This window comes from Aureisphaera sp., assembly GCF_059726885.1.
Genome location: NZ_AP041051.1, coordinates 649531 through 668801, shown reverse-complemented (window position 1 = coordinate 668801; position 19271 = coordinate 649531). Strand labels below are relative to the sequence as shown.

General features: G+C 36.3%; 16 protein-coding genes. 6 read left to right on the top strand and 10 right to left on the bottom strand.

All coding sequences use genetic code 11. The features are described 5' to 3' along the window. Positions 1-664 precede the first annotated feature (664 nt). From AC6JAD_RS03115 to AC6JAD_RS03100, 4 genes are all read left to right on the top strand, one after another. Positions 665-1684 (top strand): LacI family DNA-binding transcriptional regulator, encoded by a 1020-nt coding sequence (locus AC6JAD_RS03115; protein ID WP_461302607.1) that lies wholly within the window; start codon positions 665-667, stop codon positions 1682-1684. Between the two features lie 85 nt (positions 1685-1769). Beyond that, positions 1770-3320 (top strand): glycoside hydrolase family 32 protein, encoded by a 1551-nt coding sequence (locus AC6JAD_RS03110; protein ID WP_461302608.1) that lies wholly within the window; start codon positions 1770-1772, stop codon positions 3318-3320. Between the two features lies 1 nt (position 3321). Then, positions 3322-4671: a sugar porter family MFS transporter gene (locus AC6JAD_RS03105; RefSeq protein WP_461302609.1), complete on the top strand. Its 1350-nt coding sequence runs from the start codon at positions 3322-3324 to the stop codon at positions 4669-4671. Next, positions 4664-5554 (top strand): carbohydrate kinase family protein, encoded by an 891-nt coding sequence (locus tag AC6JAD_RS03100; RefSeq protein WP_461302610.1) that lies wholly within the window; start codon positions 4664-4666, stop codon positions 5552-5554. Before AC6JAD_RS03105 ends, AC6JAD_RS03100 begins: the two co-directional genes overlap by 8 nt. Here AC6JAD_RS03100 and AC6JAD_RS03095 read toward each other — a convergent pair. Next, positions 5543-7561: a six-hairpin glycosidase-like protein gene (locus AC6JAD_RS03095; protein WP_461302611.1), complete on the bottom strand. Its 2019-nt coding sequence runs from the start codon at positions 7559-7561 to the stop codon at positions 5543-5545. The genes AC6JAD_RS03100 and AC6JAD_RS03095 overlap by 12 nt on opposite strands. A 249-nt stretch (positions 7562-7810) precedes the next feature. Here AC6JAD_RS03095 and AC6JAD_RS03090 point away from each other — a divergent pair, with 249 nt between their 5' ends. Next, on the top strand, positions 7811-8311 hold the full coding sequence (locus AC6JAD_RS03090) for a hypothetical protein (RefSeq protein WP_461302612.1): 501 nt from the start codon (positions 7811-7813) through the stop codon (positions 8309-8311). Positions 8312-8617: 306 nt separating this feature from the next. After that, a complete protein-coding gene (locus AC6JAD_RS03085) occupies positions 8618-9907 on the top strand; it encodes a site-specific integrase (RefSeq protein ID WP_461302613.1) in 1290 nt (429 codons plus the stop codon). A gap of 126 nt (positions 9908-10033) precedes the next feature. On the opposite strand, the gene AC6JAD_RS03080 is transcribed toward AC6JAD_RS03085, so the two are convergent. From AC6JAD_RS03080 to AC6JAD_RS03040, 9 genes are all read right to left on the bottom strand, one after another. Further along, a complete protein-coding gene (locus AC6JAD_RS03080; RefSeq protein WP_461302614.1) occupies positions 10034-10711 on the bottom strand; it encodes a phenylalanine--tRNA ligase beta subunit-related protein in 678 nt (225 codons plus the stop codon). Further along, complete coding sequence (locus AC6JAD_RS03075; protein ID WP_461302615.1) at positions 10711-11643, bottom strand: YqcI/YcgG family protein; 933 nt, start codon at positions 11641-11643, stop codon at positions 10711-10713. Before AC6JAD_RS03075 ends, AC6JAD_RS03080 begins: the two co-directional genes overlap by 1 nt. Positions 11644-11752: 109 nt before the next feature. Then, a complete protein-coding gene (locus AC6JAD_RS03070; protein WP_461302616.1) occupies positions 11753-12055 on the bottom strand; it encodes a hypothetical protein in 303 nt (100 codons plus the stop codon). Positions 12056-12222: 167 nt separating this feature from the next. Continuing rightward, entirely contained in the window at positions 12223-13440 is a 1218-nt protein-coding gene (locus tag AC6JAD_RS03065; protein ID WP_461302617.1) for a hypothetical protein, read from the bottom strand. Next, positions 13427-15451 carry a hypothetical protein gene (locus AC6JAD_RS03060; RefSeq protein WP_461302618.1) on the bottom strand — a complete coding sequence of 675 codons (2025 nt, stop codon included), beginning with the start codon at positions 15449-15451 and terminating at the stop codon, positions 13427-13429. The genes AC6JAD_RS03065 and AC6JAD_RS03060 overlap by 14 nt, the downstream gene beginning before the upstream one ends. Next, a complete protein-coding gene (locus tag AC6JAD_RS03055) occupies positions 15444-16754 on the bottom strand; it encodes an NCS2 family permease (protein ID WP_461302619.1) in 1311 nt (436 codons plus the stop codon). The genes AC6JAD_RS03060 and AC6JAD_RS03055 overlap by 8 nt, the downstream gene beginning before the upstream one ends. Beyond that, on the bottom strand, positions 16751-17425 hold the full coding sequence (locus AC6JAD_RS03050) for a class I SAM-dependent methyltransferase (RefSeq protein WP_461302620.1): 675 nt from the start codon (positions 17423-17425) through the stop codon (positions 16751-16753). The genes AC6JAD_RS03055 and AC6JAD_RS03050 overlap by 4 nt, the downstream gene beginning before the upstream one ends. Continuing rightward, positions 17422-18615, bottom strand: a complete 1194-nt coding sequence (locus tag AC6JAD_RS03045; protein ID WP_461302621.1) for an amino acid ABC transporter ATP-binding protein — start codon at positions 18613-18615, stop codon at positions 17422-17424. The genes AC6JAD_RS03050 and AC6JAD_RS03045 overlap by 4 nt, the downstream gene beginning before the upstream one ends. Continuing rightward, positions 18612-19271, bottom strand: coding sequence for an ABC transporter permease subunit (locus AC6JAD_RS03040; RefSeq protein ID WP_461302622.1), 660 nt, complete (start codon positions 19269-19271; stop codon positions 18612-18614). Before AC6JAD_RS03040 ends, AC6JAD_RS03045 begins: the two co-directional genes overlap by 4 nt.

Below are 19271 nucleotides of genomic sequence, written 5' to 3'. Positions count from 1 at the left end.
TCTTTTTTATCCCCGAATACTCTATCTAATAAATGGGAATATACAATATTTTCTTCATATTAAGTGATTGGTCACAAGCCAAATGGCCTACACTAATTCCTAATATAAATAGGTGCTAAATCTACTTTTTTGTTTGAAAAATAAAGAAAATCAACCCCCGATCCATTATGGCTAATTCCTTGACCCTTTACCGAACTGTTCAAGATGCCCAATGCAATTCCATTTCGTATGGCACTTAATATCATTCTAGGGGATTGATTTACTTTTATTCTATAGTTCGCAATTTGTTTTAACCATTTTAATTGTGGCAACGAAAGGTCTTGCTTTTCAATGAAAAACAGGCATACTCTTGAAAGGGTACATTTCAAAAGTACTGCGCATCGCAAGAGCCAGACAGGAACCAAATAGTTAATTTTCAAGGTTGGTAACTATTAGAATATCAAACACTTAATTAATTATGAAACTAATTTTGCTATTGTTGTAACAAAAGTTGTTAGGCACTAATTTCAATTAAATTTTTTAATTTTATAAAAAAACCTATCCAAAAACACGAATTTAGCAACCGAAAACGTTTTCGATTTTCGTTTTCGAAAATTGCCCGTATTTTTTAAGTTTCTCATTTTTTTGCTTAATATCGTAGCTCTTTACAAAAAGGATTTCTTTTATGAAACAAGTAACTTTGAAACAAATTGCAGAAAATCTAGGGATTTCTATTACAACCGTTTCAAAAGCATTGAAGAATTATCCCGATGTAAGTAAGAAAACAAAGGCTCTTGTAAAGGAGGAGGCCAAAAAATTACAGTACAAGCCAAACGTATTTGCCGTAAACTTACGGACGAAGCAATCGAAGACAGTTGGGTTAATTATACCAGAGGTCGTACATCATTTCTTTTCGAGTGTCATTAATGGCATAATCGAGCAAGCGGAAAAGAAGGGGTATTTAGTAATTATCCTCCAGTCCAATGAATCTTACAAACTTGAAAAAAAGCAAATAGATCTCCTTATAAGTAAAAGGGTGGATGGTATTATGATTTCCCTGGCTAGTACTACAGTAGATATTTCCCATTTACAAGAAGTGCAAAGTTTGGATATCCCTCTTGTCATGTTCGATAAGATCTCCAAACTAATCCCTTGTTCCAAAATAATTATCGATGATCGCAAAGCGGCCTATGAAGCCACCAAGGTTCTTATTGATAGTGGATGTAAACGAATTGCCCATTTTCGAGGAGCATTGCTGCCCCAAAACTCGATTGACAGATTTTTGGGATATAAAAAGGCATTAGAAGATCATGGCCTTACCTATGATCCCTCATTAGTATATATATGTGAAAATGTAAATTATGAGGAAGGGAGAGAGGCAGCAGATAAATTATTGAAGGAACACGACGATGTAGATGGAATCTTCACGATTACGGATTTAGTGGCCGTAGGTGCTATTGCAGTGTTTAATGAGCGTGGAATAAAAGTTCCGGATGATATTTCCATTATGGGCTTTAGTAACTGGTTTGTTTCCCAAGCCATTACACCTTCACTAAGTACCATAGACCAGCCCGGTTATGAAATGGGGAAAAGAACCTTCAAGCAACTATATAAAGAAATGAAGGCCAAAAAGGAAGGGAAAATTTCCCCTCCTAAAATTAAAACGTTAGATACTTTTGTGATCAAACGAAATTCTACAAAATAGTTGTTGTAAGGCTCATTCCTAATTAGGAATCAGATGACTCTTTGATTTTTTTCTTTCTATATTTAGCATTCTCAAAATAAAAGCCATGACCAAATTTTCGTGCCTTTTTGTGGTCCTATTGCTGTTTTCCTGCAAGGATAAGGATGCAAAAGAACCAATCAAAACCGAACCAGAGGCATTAAATTTTAGTTATAAGGAAAAATTTCGTCCACAGTTTCATTTTTCGCCACCACAAAAATGGATGAACGACCCAAACGGTTTGGTGTATCATGATGGAACATATCATTTGTTTTATCAGTATTATCCAGAGGATATTGTTTGGGGTCCTATGCATTGGGGACACGCAGTGAGTCCAGACATGATAAAATGGGAAAACAAACCAATTGCATTGTTTCCAGACGAACATGGTCTCATTTTTTCCGGAAGCGCAGTTGTGGATACAAACAACACTTCTGGCTTTGGTAAGGATGGTACGGTGCCTTTGGTGGCAATTTTTACCTACCATTTAATGGAAGGTGAAAAAGCCGGAAGAAAAGATTTTCAGACGCAAGGGATAGCATTTAGTTTAGATAATGGGGACACTTGGGAGAAATATAGCGGCAATCCTGTTATTGGTAATGAGGGGATCAAAGATTTTAGGGACCCCAAGGTTTTCTGGCACGAAACCTCGCAGAAATGGATTATGGCCCTAGTGGCCGGAGATCATGTGAAATTCTATAACTCGGATAACCTGAAGGATTGGAATCTTATAAGTGAATTCGGAAAAGATGTTGGAGCACATGGTGGTGTTTGGGAATGTCCAGATTTGTTTAAGTTGAAAGTTGATGGAGGGGAAGAAGAAAAATGGGTGTTATTGGTAAGTATAAATCCGGGCGCACCCAATGGAGGATCGGGCACCCAATATTTTGTGGGTGATTTTGATGGTACTTCATTCTCCACTTCCCAAGAAGAAACAAAGTGGATAGATTATGGTATGGATAATTATGCGGGTGTAACATATAACAATGTGCCAACCGGTGAACGGGTTTTTATAGGGTGGATGAGTAATTGGAATTATGCAAGGAATACACCTACCGAGGTTTGGAGAAGCGCAATGACCTTACCACGGGATATAACGTTACATAAGGATGAAGGAAGTTATTTTATTAAAAGTATGCCTTTGCCTCAGTTTTCGGATTTGCAAGAGACAACAGAGGTCATGGATTCTATTGTATTGAGCGAAACCTTTAGACTGGAAAAACCCTCTTTCAATGATTCAGATATTTCGTTTAGGGTGAATCTTTCCGAGCCATTGGAAGTACATTTCATGAATGATGCTAATGAGAGTATATCCTTTTCAATGAAACCGGAAGAAGGAATGTTGTATTTCGACAGAACAAATTCAGGTATAGTAGCTTTCGAAGAAAGTTTTGGAAAAGAAATTCAAAAACAACCTTATATTCCTATGGATAGGGAAGTTGACATTCGTTTCATTATGGATGCATCGTCCGTAGAAATATTTATGGATGAGGGGTCTTTTATTTTTACCAATCAGATATTCCCTGAAAAAGAGTACACTATTTTAGAAATAAAGGGAGATTCTAAAGCCGTATTGCGGCAATTCACGTATCACAGTATAAATTCAATCTGGAATTAGTATGAGTAAAATGTTTACTTGGTCCGTCACCGTTGCGTTGGCCGGATTTTTATTTGGATTCGATACCGTTGTCATCAGCGGAGCTAACCAACCGCTCAAAGAACTATGGGACACCTCCCCTTTATTTCATGGAACCTTTATTATGAGTATGGCCTTATGGGGAACGGTCCTTGGCTCGCTTTTGGGAGGATTTCCGACTAAGTTATGGGGGCGTAAGAAAACCCTTTTCTGGGTTGGGGTGTTATTTTTCATTTCGGCTGTAGGTAGTGCGTTGGCCCAAGATCCTTATATATTTTCAATATCCCGATTCATAGGAGGAATAGGGGTAGGGGTGTCTTCTGTTGCTGCTCCTATATATATATCGGAAATCACTTCTTCCGAAAAGAGGGGAAGGCTAGGGGCATTGTATCAATTTTGTTTGGTCTTTGGAATCATGGTTGCTTTTATATCTAATTGGTTGCTCAAGGGTGTGGGCGGTGAAAACGATTGGAGATGGATGCTGGGTGTAGAAGCGATTCCCGCCTTGGCATATACCCTCATGGTTTTACGAGTTCCCAACAGTCCTCGGTGGTTGGTGTTGCAACGTAATGATGAAGGGAAGGCACTGTCCATCTTGGAGATCATCTACGCCAATGTAGACATGGCCAAACAGAAACTATCAGAAATTAAAGTGGACCTTGATTTGAAAGGCACAGGCGAAAGTTTGTTTCAAAAGAAATACAACCGTGTACTTTGGCTCGGATTCCTCATCGCTTTTTTCAATCAGTTATCAGGAATTAATTTTGTATTGTACTATGCGCCGGAAATTCTAGAGAAAGCTGGTCTTGGGGGTTCCGACTCGCTTTTTAATTCAATTGCCATCGGTATTGTTAATCTGTTGTTTACTTTGGTTGGTGTACGCCTTATAGACAGACTGGGAAGGAAACAACTAATCATCATAGGTTCATTCGGCTATATCTTTAGTTTAATAATGCTAGGGGTGAGCAATCAGTTTGAATTGGGATCGGTCTCAATATTAACGTTTATGTGTTTATTCGTTGCTTCTCATGCCATTGGTCAAGGTGCTGTGATTTGGGTGTTTATTTCAGAAATTTTTCCAAATCGTGTACGCTCCTATGGTCAAAGTTGGGGAACGGGAACCCATTGGGTTTTTGCCGCGATCATAACCTTAGTCACTCCATTTTTTATAGATAAACAAGAAGGTATTTTTAAGGACTCCATGGAGATCATCTATTACTTCTTTGCAGCCATGATGGTCCTTCAATTGCTATGGGCACTATTTAAAATGCCAGAAACCAAGGGAGTCTCTTTAGAGGAATTGGAGAAACAATTAACGGGAGAGGATGACTAATCTCCAGGTCATTTGTTTTGGTGAGATCCTTTGGGATATTTTCCCAGAGTACAAAGTAATTGGTGGCGCTCCATTGAATGTGGCACTGCGCTTGGCTTCATTACAGGTAAATGTGGGCATTGTAAGTTGTATTGGGAATGATGAAAGTGGCGATACTGCTGCCCGTTATATCAATTCGGAAGGTGTTGTGACCGATTTTGTTGCCCGCCATAAGGAACTGAAAACCGGAGAGGTGTGGGTAGTTTTAGATAAAAAGGGGAGTGCAAGTTATACCATAAGTGACCCCGTCTCTTGGGATGCCATTCCGCCTGCGCCCCATATTGTGGAAGCCGTTGGTAAGACCCCATATTTCATTTTTGGAAGCTTGGCGTTTCGCAATGAGTTCAATAGAAATACGATGAAAGTATTGCTGCCCAAAGCCAACACAAAAATATTCGATGTCAACCTACGAGCGCCTCACTATAATCTATCCATAGTGCATGAACTCATGCAACACGCAGATTTCATTAAACTGAATGACGAAGAACTGGTGGAGGTGTGTGACGGCCTTGGTTGTGAAATGAATGGTTTGGAAGAACGAATCCGATGGTTGCAACAAGTGACCCAGACAGAAACCATTTGCGTAACCCAAGGGGATAAAGGAGCCACGTTGTTATGTGAAGGATCATTGTTTTATCACCCAGGGTTCAAAGTTAAGGTGGAAGATACTGTTGGTGCCGGGGATAGCTTCTTAGCAGCTCTGGTCAATACCTTGTTAATAGAACAAAAATCTCCAGAAAATGCTTTGGCAACCGCTTGCGCAACAGGGGCGTTGGTAGCATCGAAAAGTGGGGCGAATTGTTCGGTTTCCGATGAAGAAATTTCAGCTTTGCTAATGGCCTAATTCCACGAAAACGGCTTCATTGTTTTGTACTTTTCCTTTAAAACGAACCTTGCCGCCCGTACGAACTTCCATATGTAGTTTGCCCTTTTTTCTTTGAATGGAAATATCTGTGTTCATGCCAAAAAGCTGAATCTTTTTTACTTCCAAAAAATCCCAGCTTTCAGGTAAAGAAGGCTTCAGTTTTATTCGGTCGAACCCCGTTGGTTCCATCCCTAAAATGCCTTCTGTGAAAATTCTGCAATAGAGAGCGCTTTCTGCCGATAGATGTTTTTTGTTGTTTTCTGGGTAGGCTTCAATCACATAAGGAACATGATCGCCCAACAATCGCTTTTCAGAAAAATCCTTGAGTTTTTGAAAACCTCGATCCGTGGCACCAACCTTGAAGGCACCACGGAGGGCATATAGTGTTGCACGATCCCAAAATGTTCGAACTTCTCCCGCTTCTTTGGGGCGTAGCTCAACCAGTATACCATCATCTGTCCATAATTCATTAAAAAGAGCTTCGAGTGTTCCCTCCTTTCTTTCGGTTATATCCATACACAATGGCAAGCAAATCCAATGCCTAAGGTGAGTGTTTTCTTCAAAGTATTTATAGGTGTTCAGGCCTTCAATATTGGCGGTGAAGTAGGTATTGATTACTTCCTTCATTTCGGCGAGTCGTTCGCTATACACCTGAGCTTCTCCTAACTTACCGAGTCTTTCGGCCAGTATCCAGCTGTATTTTAAACCTCCATAATAAAGCGATGAGGTAGATAGGTTAGCGGTCCCTGTTTCAATACGCCCTTCCATTTCATCACTTTCCGAAATGACTGCGCCGGATTCATTCCTATGATTGTGGCAATAGTTGAGGCTCCATTCGATCAGGGGCCAAAGTTCTTCTGCCGTTTCCTTGTTTCCGTTAGCAAGTGCGTAATGTGAGGTGCCATAGGCTATCATTGCGGCGTCCCCACGATCCAGATGTTTCATAGGGAAATTGCCATCTACCTCAAAGGCATATGGGATATGGGAACCATCATCAGGAATATTTTTCAAGAACCATTTGTAGGTATTGTAAGCGGCCATAGATCCTTTTTCATAACCTAAATATGGGAAGAAAGGACCGCTGTATTCTACCTGATCATTGGCCCAAATGCCTAGGTAATAGTTGCCGCCTCCTGGAGAGTGAACCAGCCCCATTTTTGATGATTCGAATATGCTTTCTGAAGCGCGTATTTTTGAAAAATAAAACAACTGATTCAAAACAGGATCTGGAGTGTTTAGTACAAGACTGTTCGCCATTTCATCCAAAAACTGTTGGCGTTCTTTTTTCGCTTTTTCAAAATTGAAGTCTTCCTTTTTCTCATTATTAAGTGTGGCTCCATAATACACCGGGAATATATAGGATTCGCCTGGGGCCAAGGAGATATTCTTTTTGGCAGTACTTAAGACTTCAATCGTATAGTTCCCCTTATACCCTTTTTCCGATTGGGAGGAAGCAACGTTGGAAATTTCAATTTTCAATGGGTCTTCTTCTAAATTGAGGAGTTTCCATTCTTCGACCATAAAACGATCCTCCATTGAAGGATAAATTGTTCGGATAATCTGAAGGCCATCCATAGGGGTGTGGTAAATCTTAAGATTGCCATGAATGGATAAGGAGTCTGCCTTTGTAGGCTTCAGGGTTTTGGTGTTCAGATGTATACTGGGCGAGTGATCGTCTGTAAGGGTTCTGCGGAAATAGGCACGGTACTTCTTCCAGTCGGGCTCCCAATACTTGTTGTAGGTTCTAAGCTGTGGAAAAATGACATCCCGCGATATCGAAATTTCTTTATCCTTATTGATGGAATAGTAGATAATCGCCGACACGTTCTTTCCCGACATTTCAATGTTTTCTTCATGGGGCAAGCGATCTTCTTGCAATAGATTCCATGAGATACTCTGGTCGGGTTGAATTCTCCAATAATTCCTTTCCTGAGCAGGGCTTAAAAAACAAAGAAAAAAGATGAGGAGGAATAAGGTGATTTTCATAGGATGGCCATCTTGTAACGTGATTAAAGATACTTATTTTATAACGATCCTTTGACAAGCATGGGGTTACGCGGGTAAGGTCTTTTTGTAGTGTAAGCCATCGTGATGTGTTTGTTGGTTAAGGTTGAATAATGACCTATATGTTTGATTTCTTATGGTTTAGTCCCCTTTTTTATGTGGATAACCAACAGCTAAAAGAAAGGGATCTTGTCTATCTTCATACCAACAAACCTTTAAAACAAAATTATTATGAAAAAATTCATTTATGTATTAGCACTAGCAGTATTGGTTTTAACCGTGTACAGTTTCACCAATTCTTCGAAAGACATGTACCCTGAAGACTTAGCATCGGAATATGTGGAAGTTCTTAAAAGGGATTTTGTAAAAACAATGGATAATGAATCGTTGTATGCTACCCTAGAAGCAAATTTTATTACCCTATTCGATGCCATAGACCAAGTGGATGCTCAGTTCAGTGAAAGTTATGGGTACTACTATACCGTTATAGGTAAGAAGGATGGTAAGGAAAAAGTGGAAATTCTTAAAATCGATGAATCCGACGTTATCAATGAAACCTACAGTTATATTGATTTTTCCAATTTGGATGCCATGACGGTCACGTATTGTACTTCGGGACCAGATAGTTCCCCATTCCCGTTTGTGTGCTTGGGTCCTTGTCAGGTAAGAACAGAAACTTGTTTAGGAGCTGTTTGTGGGGTCGTTGTTTTTGGAGTTTGCGTTCAGCAATAACCAAACTTCCTTGATATGTATAAACTCCTGTTGCAAAACGGGAGTTTTTTTATGCAAGACCATTAAACAAAAAACCCGAACGGATGTTCGGGTTTTTATGTGGTGCCTCCAGTACTAAGTAGTTGTTTCAATCTGAAACATATTTAATGACAAACGCTAATATGTCAGTTCTACCAGTAAGAGAATCTATCTCTGTCATTAAATAACTTTTAAAATAATTCAGAATTATTCAAACGAAAAACACACTCTAAAGCACACCGCTTTGGTACGTAATTAGCATTTGAAGTAGTATTAAAAACAGAAACAATGAATTCAACATTAGAAAGTACTCACGGAGTAGTCAGATTTAGCTTAAAAGAATCAATTAGAAGCTTAGAAAAGAATCCCAAAAAGGAAAGCCTTATTTTAATGCACTTTTCGTCAAAAAACAGAAGGTTCAAAAAAAGTATTGGATATAAATGTCCATTACTCCATTGGGATGTAAAAAAACAGAAGGTTAAAACTGGTAAAGGGATGATGCAAAATGCTTATAAGATTAATAAACGCATTGATGATATTAGAGTCTTTACTGAAAAAGAACTTTCTAATATGGTTAGTGATGTGGGAACTATAGATTTAGAAAAATTATCACAATTGGTTTCAAGTAAAATTAAAAGCAAGGATAATGAAGAAGATACCATAAAATCTTATGTAGTTAATTACGCTAAGAATTTGATTGAATCAAAAAGAAATAGGATTAATGTTACTACTTTCCGTTCATATAACCAGACTATAAAACTGCTTGAACTCTATGAAAAGTCATATTCAGACAAACTCAAATTTGATCATATAAATCTAACTTTCTATAGGTCATTTGTGGACTTATTAGAAGATGAAGAATATAGCCTTAATAGCATTGGAAAGCATATTAAAAATCTTAAAATCTTTTTGAATGATGCTCTAGTGAATGGTATAACTAGTAATACTATATTTAAACATAGAGCCTTTAAAGTACTTAAGGAAGTCACAACAGAGATATATCTTACTGAAGATGAGATTAGAATATTAGCGAAGAAAGATTTTGAGAATAGACCCGAGATAGAATTGGCTCGAGATATTTTTTTAATTGGATGTTATACAGGTCAAAGGGTTAGTGACTACAATGGGTTAACAGATTCCAACATTGATGTAATTGACGGTCACAAATTTATTAAGATACATCAGAAAAAAACTGGCACAATAGTTCATGTTCCTATTACAAAGGAGATTCAAGGGATTATGAATAGATATAATGGCAGTTTTCCAAGAAAATTGAGTGAACCTATTCTGAGAAAAAACATAAAGACAGCATGCAGTGCAGCAGGTTTTAAAGAGGATATAGAAATTTCTTATGTTAAAGGTGGAAAATTGGTCAAAGAAACCATTCCTAAATACAAAATGGTAAAAACTCATACGGCTAGAAGGTCATTTTGCACGAATTATTACATAGCTGGTAAACCAATACAAAATATCATGCTCTTTTCAGGTCACAAAACAGAAAGAGAGTTTTTAAAGTATATCCGTATTGTGAAAAAACAAGAGGCGTTGGCAGTCCTTAAAAGTGGATTTTTTGAATAAGTCGTGATTTGTAGTTTTAATTAAAATAAAACCCGAAACCTAAGTTTCGGATTTTTTAGAGTGGATATCGCTCACGGTTGTTAATTAATCAGTTTGATCTAGCACCTGTAGAATATGTTTGATTTTTTATTGAACAATTTCTACTTCCGACATTACTAATTTTGCATCTGGACAACTTATTTTAAGAATTTTAAATATAATTTCTAATATATATTGATTTTCACTGTGATCTGTAATAGGATTACCCATGCACATTATAAAAACTTCACTTGTTTTTTTATCAACTTTGTACAGATCAGAATCAATATCTCTCTTACCCATCCAACATAAAATACCGTTATCATCTTTATAAATAAGATCATTCGGTTTTACTTTTTTTTGAGAGTTTCTGAACATGGGTATAATGGTTTCATGATCAGATGCTAAATCAATTTTAATATCAGACTTAATCTTATTTGCATCATGTAATCCAATTGGGTAACCATAGAGTGCAGAAACTATATTATAGCTGTCTACTAGATTATTTATACTTTTAAAGGGTTTTTTTGTGTACTGCTCTATAAGTCGATCAGCAGCAGTTTGCTGGTTTGGATAGCCAAGTGCCGTAAATAATTGTTTAAAACCTCTGTAATACTTAGAATTTACTATCTGTTCTTTGTTCGATGCGATGTATTGCAATTTTGTATTGATTTCATCCATTAAAATCATAGGACTTTCAATCACACTGACATTTTCGATTACACCAGAAATAGGGTTGCTAACTCCTTTATCGAGTACCGATTTTGATATTTTTAAGTTAACCATTAGAATAAAATATTTAAAAAATTGGATACTTTTCTTTTTACTTGTTTAAACGGGCATTTGCTTTCTAAATAATTGCCGTTAATACAATCTGAAATTTCAAATACTGGCTGGGTGTCCGACGATGTCATTACATTCGCCTGACTTACCTCGCCTATTTCCCCTTGATATGCATTAATAAATCCTAATTTTTGTTGTCTCTCTCTAGTAAATTTTTTGAATTTTTTATAGAGATTTATCTCCCTTAAATAGTCAAATTGTCGCTGAGGATTAATTACAAATGTTGTGAACGGGAAACGTCTATCAACATATTTTGCACAGGGGTGACTGTAATTCACAAAAATTGCGTCAAGGCCTATACTTAATGTGAAATTTTTGTCTTTAGGGTTTGTACTATATCCTTCTGGCCATCCGTAATTTGTGTAATAATAATCTGCTATTTCTTGCCAAATGGACCAAAATTTCAAATCGGCCTCTCCAATGCTACTAAAGGTTTCGTCTTTAAATATGACTAAAAGAGTAAGGTCATTGCCTTTATCTGTGTCTAAGGACTTATATTCATTTATAAATTCGATTAAGTCTAATTGAATTTGGTTTTCATATAAAGCATCATCGTAGCTTTCGTAAATCAAGTATCTAACCTGATTTTTTATAATAGTCCCAGGGGCACCAACACAAGGGAAATTTTTGTTCTTTATAAAGCTAATGATACTTTCTGCACAATAGTCCTCATAATCTGCAACTGGTGTTGGATTAATACCTAACCTTTGCAAGTCCTTAAATTTGTTCGATTTTTTATCAAAAAATTTAAAAGAATATCGACTTGCAAAAGGTTTCGGATGGTTCTTTGACGCCATGATATCCATCTGCGATCTCGCACTGCTGACTGGTAAAGCAATTTTACTATTTCCGAATTTTTTATAATAATCTTTCATAACGTTTATTTTTTATAGTTACTTGTTTTTTGTGTCCACCTGTTGCTTTACCGAGAGTAGAAGGCGAAAAGCTCCCGGCTCCATCTCCGCCCTTGGCGGTTTTGGAGTACTATTCTTTTGTTTCATTCTTTTCTAAAGAGAAGTCCGTTAGGGTCAACCGACGGTAGATTTTCTTGTATGCTACGAGCAGTGCTCCGCAGTCATTGTTTTGATTTTGATGTTTGCTTAATTCCTGTATTATAGCAGCCAGTTTTTCACCTGGCCATAAAATGCTCATTGCATTACAGGGTGAAAATTGTGAAAGCCATGGACCAGAAAAAAAAGGAAGATTGGCGACAGCATAGCTTATTAAGGAAGACGCTTTACTGCCTTCTTGAAACTCAGAACTTGGTTGATAAAAATGAAAACCCATAATCTTAACTTATTATTATGGGTGCAAGTTCTATCTAAACAATGGTGCGTCAAGATAGATTGTTTGACTCGGGTTAGCCATGTCAAATCAGGTTATACAAGTTGCTTTAAATTATGGGGGTTATTTTGAATTATAGGGGTTACTTTCAGTTACACCCCAAAATGCATCTAACCTAAATTATTTAGTTCGCTTTTAAATGATTCTCTGTCAAAAGTCTCGAAGTTGCATTCTAATGAATCAATTTCTGAAAGAAATTCATTACCGATATTTTTGAGTAATTTCTTGTCATAAGGAAAAAGCTGATTCCTTACCAAGTGGTATGTTTTTTTTCTTCTTGAAATTTCTGGTAACGCACTTGTTTTAAATAAAAAGTAAGAGTATCGAAAACCATTTTCAATAGTTTTGTCACCTGGGTCGTCTTTCGTTCCTTTTAATAACCAGTATATATTTTTCTGACTATAATTGCACACCAGGTATAGAAAAGCAATTAACCTTCTTGTGTTTAGTCTTTTAATAAATGTAGGGATTGCATTTCCAGAAGTATTAAAGTTTTTCACAATTGAAGTATCCCAAACTAACAGGGAGTTTGCCACAACATGAGCAAAATTATCATCCACATCAGAAGAGATTTCACAATAACTAGACAGTAGATATGCTAGGATTAAATTACGTAATCTTTTTTCCCATTTCTTTTCTTCTTCCCTCCATTTTGGATTTCCAATCAATTCTTTAAAATACTCTCCTAAATCCAGTTCGAATTTAAATTTGTCATCTTCTTTGAGATTAGGAATCTCATGAAATATACTATAGTATTCTTTGGGGCTAATATGAGAAAATAAACTCGAAGTGATGTAATTTTCACCTGCAATGGAAATTTCAGAGTTCCCCATAGATACATCCTCTCGGATACTGTGAATTTCATCGTAAGAACAACCAGCAATTTTTGATCTCACGAACCTGTCATAATGGTGCATCAAAAACTTTTTGATTACATTTTGATTGGCGTTTTTATCTATTATAGGGACACCTTGAACGGTCAGACTATCACTTCGATTTCCTCCATCTTTTGAAAGTATTAAAAGCAAAATATCCTTTTCAACAGATTTCAATTTAATCAATGCTTTATCGATTACACCATCTTTCTCATCTTCCTCCTGAATTCCTTCCGGGATAAAATTTAAATCGAGAAATACAATATCGTAGTCAAAATCATTAGGGTCTATAGACATGAATGGTATACCCTTATCTTTTGGGGCCAACTCAAAAAAGTAAAATGAATCAAGATCCACATTATCCTTAAAAAAGGTATTCTCAATGAAATTAAGCTTGACCAGCATATGGTCTGCTTCTTGGTCATCACAGATTAATATTTTAATTTTCTTCATTCTCAATCTCTATTTTGATCTTAAATACTTTGGTGAGGTCAATGTTCTTCAAATCATCTATTTCAATTGCAAAATTCGTAATTTTTGAAAGACGAGAAATTACCCACCATCCAAACCTATTGGAGATACGTTCCTTGTTTTTAAGAGCGGCATAATTTCTCATCACCTTTTTAAATGTGAAATCAGATATGCTGTTTTCTATTTCGATAATCGTATTGCCTTCGGCCTGCTTGACATTAATTGCAAGGTGGGGGTTCGTTACGTTAATATTTTCAAGCGCATTAACCAATAACTCTTTTAATATGATCGTCAAAATGTTTTGATAACTACATAAAGTATATTCCTCTGATTGGTAAGCACTTTTAAGAAGGCGTGGTACCTTAGATTGATATGTTTCTTTATCACATGGAAGAATATTCTTTAAAATTGTGTAAAACGATTCTTGTCTTGTTATCTCATAAAGTATACTGATATGATCATTGATTGTTTCAGTAACCGAAAATTCAGTAGGTTCTTCTGGCAACTCCTCACGATTATCATCATTGACCACAGCGAGCAGTTCCAATATATCAAAATGACCTTTTAGTATGGAAGTGCTTAAAGTTGCAATGTTACCGACAGCTTGTTGTTTGAAATCTAAACTTGAAAGTGAACTTTCTAATGCATTTAAGTAGTGCTTTTGTGTATGCTTGAGCAATTTGAGAATAGAATTTTCAGTTTGAATTTCCTCTTTAGCGGTAGCTTCGACGATTCGTAGCTCATTGTATATCCATCTTAGCCAATTGGAGCACTTCATCAGAAACTCTGAATCATATTCTTCAGATGTTAAAAACATAGCTGTTCCTAAATCTACATCGTCACTATAACTTTCTAAGAAAGTAGTATACCAATTATCGTAATAAACTTCACATAAATCAGATTTTTGATGGTATTCGTTTCGGTAAGCATTGAATGGCTTTATTCTCTGAGCAATTTCCTCATAACCATTTTTTGAAAATTCATTTTTAATAGTAACATAATTCTGATTCCGAAACTTTTTGTTGCCTAATGATTCTGACAGCCAATATGTATACGACAGGACTTGTAGTTTAGTCTCATTTGACTTATTTCGATCAATGGACTCAGAATTACGACCTGTTTTGTCCTGGAACTGCTTTGGCCATTGTATATAATTTTTCTTGTGGTACTCTTTTACCCAATCAACCTCGATATTCTCAACTGCCAAAGCATTTTCGACAATTTCTCCTGATTCATTAAATCGATTCTGTGGGACCTCAATAGTTATTCTATTTGGGGAATAGCTTATACCTTGATTGCCAACTTTGACATGTAAGATTCTTAATTCGGATCCATCTTTTTCTAATGGCATAGGAATGAACTCCAATTTATCATTCTCCCCTAAAATCTTTTGAGATGACTTCCAATAATGAGTGGAGGCCACATTGAAGTCAGAACCATTTAAATCGTCGTCTAAGTATTTTTGGTTGAGAATATTATCGAATGCCACGACACTTGGAATATTCTTTACCCAAAACGATGAGTTGTACCCTCCGAAAGACACAACATGATTTGTGTCAGTTAGAAATACATTCAATTCTTCCTTTAAACTGGTACTATAAATTGTGTTAGGATTATTTCCGATACCAGTAAAATATCTTTGTGTTTTAAATTCACCTCTTTGTGCACCATTTATGAAGATTCTTTTGTTGTCTAAAGTTGTATATCCTGGCCAGAAATAGAATCGGAAATTGTGGATTAAATTTTCAATATCAGCCTCTGCGTTTTCATTTAGTTGTTTATTTATGGAGTGGTATAGGAATAGTTTGTAAAATTGTTTCCCAATATCCTCCAATAATTTCGGAATTGCTTTTGAATCAGTTACTGGATTAAAATATTTCAATCGCCTTCCTCCATCGTCTTGGTTATTGATCTTCCTCATGGTTTCATTTGCCTTACGCTTTAGATTATCCCACAAGGTTGCTTCACTGATATTTAGGAAATCGTTAGGCATAAATTGATAGAAGAATTGACAACAGAATGATCAAGGTAGAAACCACCAAGTATGGATTAACTTGTTTTAATTTCCCACTAAAAAGGTTACCTAGAATAAAGAATCCAAAACCGACAAGCATAGCCTTATCAAGTGCAAAAGTTGCTACAGTGACAAGTATCATCAAAACAACTGCCAACAGTTCAACTGTAGTAATTTTTTTAATACGTACCAGCTTTGGCATAAGTTCTATACCCACCCATAGCAATGCACCAGTGGTAGCAATAACAGGAACTAAATTTACTATGGGGGCAAGAGGAATAAACAATAACATCATAAGCCCACAAACTACTGCGGTAAAACCAGTTCTTCCCCCAGCTCCAATACCCACACCACTTTCTACAAAAGTGGTTAAGCTTGTTGTCCCTACTGTTGATCCAACAATAGTGGCTGCACCATCTATAAGTAATGCTTCTTTTTGATTTGGTAACTTACCTTCTTCATCAAGAATAGTAGTGTTTTGTGTAAGTCCGATAAACTTGGCAATACTGCCATAAAAGTCAACAACAAACAAAATAATAATGGCTGAAAACATTTTTGGATTTGCAATTATCCTTATATCCAATGCTCCAATCGCAGAAAACATTTCTCCGTTCAGTGCTATTGAATCAGAGTTTGATTCATAAAATCCAAGTAAATGACTGATCACAGTACACAATATGATGCTTACAAGAATGAAACCTTTCACCTTTAGACGATGGAGAATAATGGCGATTGCAAAACCTAGGACAAGAACGAGTGCTTTTGAAGAGAATACATTGCCAGTAGCTTTGATGCTGGTTTCTTCATAAATCAATACATCACTAAGTCTAAAAGCAATGATTATTAAAAATACTCCCACTGATGCCGCTAAACCAATCTTCAGTGAATCTGGAATTGCCTCAATTATTTTTTCACGGACTTTGGTAATGGTTAGTACAAGAAAGAGAATACCCGACCAGAATACCGCACCTAATCCAGCTTGCCACGAAACTCCAAGTCCAATTATTAAAAAGTAAACAACGTAAGAGTTCATCTCTAACCCAGGAGCAAGAGCAAAGGGTTTTTTAGCCCAAACCCCCATAACAAAAGTAGAAATGGCAGAAATAACTATAGTAGCAAAAAGAGCAGCTGATTTATTAATCCCACCTTCGCTTAATATTGCTGGATTGACTACAAAAATGTAGGACAAAGCAAGAAATGTGGAAACCCCTGCAATGACTTCTGTTCTAAAGTTGGCCTTATGTCGAGCAAATTCAAAATATGTCTTTATCCGTTCTATCATTTCTTTAATTCAAAAATTATAAAGTCTCTTAAATCGAAACCTTTCAGTTCATATTCAGGTGTGAAAAGTATGTCTACTACTTCTAAGTCAGCCTCTTCAATTATTTTCCGATACCATTCTATAGGTCTGTGCTTCTCGATAATTTCGTAATTCCCTTCTTTCTTAATTTTCTTGTATTCGTGATTAAGTAAATAGTCTTCACCAGTAGGAAACCGATAATCAAGATTTGATTCTTTCACATCAAATATTTTAGGATTACAAAAACCAATGTAAATTTTACCAGTTGGAGCAATTTTACCTCTCAAAGTCTTGAATATAGAAATCACTTCCTCTTCTTCCACAATACAGACGACCAGATTGCATAAGATAACATCAAAGTAGTTCTTTGGAATACTTTCCACCTTATCAAAAACTGCTGGCCTTCCCAGCTTCTCAACTGCTATCTCTCTCATTTCTTTACTTATATCATAAACCTTGACTTGTGCGCCCAAGTTCTGTAGTAAATTTGCTAACACAGCAGGACCAGCACCATAATCCAAGATTTTAGTTTTAGAAACATCACCAAGGTGTTCAACTATAGTCCTGTCATACGATTGAAGCTTAGCATACTCCGCTTCAAGCTCTGAAAGAACCTTCGCCCATTGATCTTGATTGCTTATAGATTTTCTCATATCATTTCCTTTAGCATTTCTGTTGCCACTTGATCGTTTATGAAATTATTCTTGCCAGTATAACTTTCAAGTAACGGTATAATATTTTTATGTTTCCAATTTTCAGCAGTAGTATAACTGAGTAAGTATATCCACGCTTTATGTTTTGGATACTTTTCATTCGAAAGTCTTTCTCGAATGTACAAATCCAATTTATCCCAGTACATTTCATGATTACTTCTGATATCTAACCATTTTTCCAAGTCACTTTTAAATTCTGAAAAATTATTCCTCACAAATTTGTATACATCAGTCAACACTTCATTACTTAAGTCTTCTTGGTCTAAAATTCTGTAGATAAGACGCAGTTTGTTGTTTACATCTTTCGATTCTCTATATTCCTTATATGGATCTTTGATAATTCCTAACACCCCTTTTGTAACATCTTCTACTTTAGGGTTGTCTGCGTTTAAAATGATACCTCCAAGACTTAGTAGAAAATCCTGCAATTTCTTAGTTCCAGGACTTATCATTATATGCTTGGTTCCTTTTTCTATTAATTTACCTTCTGAAATAAAGATTATTTTATCTGCGACATTCTGGGCAAACAATAAGAAGTGGGTAATGATTAATATTCCTGTTCCTTTGTTTTTTAGCTCAATTAGGTATTTGAAAAGTGTAGCCACTAATTCTGGGTCTAAAGCGGAAGTAATCTCGTCTAAAAAAAGAAACTCTGGTTTTAGCATAACAGCTCGCACAAATGCAACCCTTTGTTGTTCGCCTCTGCTGCATTGATGCGGTAATTTGTCAATAAAGTGTTCCATTTTAAATAGCTCAAGTAAGTTTTGTAGTTCACTTTGCTCCGACTCAGATATTTCTTTGCCAATTGGTCTAAGGATGTTTTGTCTATTGGTCCAGTGTGGTATTAAATCAAGGTTTTGAAAAACAACCCCAATTGTTTGTTTTCCGTCATAACTAAACTGCTTGCGCACTTTTCCCCTAGTATTGGGAAACTCAAATGAATCACCATCCAGACTCACCGTTCCTGAGCTTGGGTTTTCAATTAATGAAAGTGATTTTAGAAAAGTAGTTTTTCCGCTGCCACTTGGACCTATGAGCACTGTTACTTCACCGCGTTCTATTTCCGCATCTATTCCATTCAGAATAGTTAAATCACCATAGGTCTTTGTTATGTTTTTGCAACTAATCATTTAATGAAGGAGAATTTTCGTTTCAAAAAATACGCTGCACCTGTAATGGGTAAACTTATGACTAAGAAAAAAATAGCCAAAGTTGAATAGACTTCTACGGGTTTATAAACTTCTGAATTCACCCTGCTTGCGATGCGAAATATTTCATCAACAGATATAAGGGAGCCAAACAAGGTCGAGTGCATCATAACAACTTGAATGAGAAGAATTGACGGTAAGATCTGTCTTAGGATCAGAGGGATCTGAATTTGTTTTATAATTTCCAATGATGAAAATCCACATACTTCTGCTGAGATGATATACTCTTTCGGGAAGCCATCTACAGAGTTTCTCACTTGCTCAGCTACAAGAAATGTATTTAAAGTCGCTAAAGTGAAAACTGTTGTCACAAAGCCGTCAACCTGTATGCCTAATATTGTTTGAGCAGGGTAATGCAACCAATAAAGAAACACTAAGACAGGTATTCCGCCCAAAAGAAAGGTAAGTGCTTTAGTAGGGATGCCAATTACCTTGGGGTATCGGGAGGACAAAACGCCTAGTAAAATGCCAAAGACGATTCCTATTAGCCATATAAGAATCGTCATTTTTAGTGTAACTGTTATACCAACTAAAAAATCACCTTTGTACTCAACCAGAATTTTGAAAATTTCTCCCAT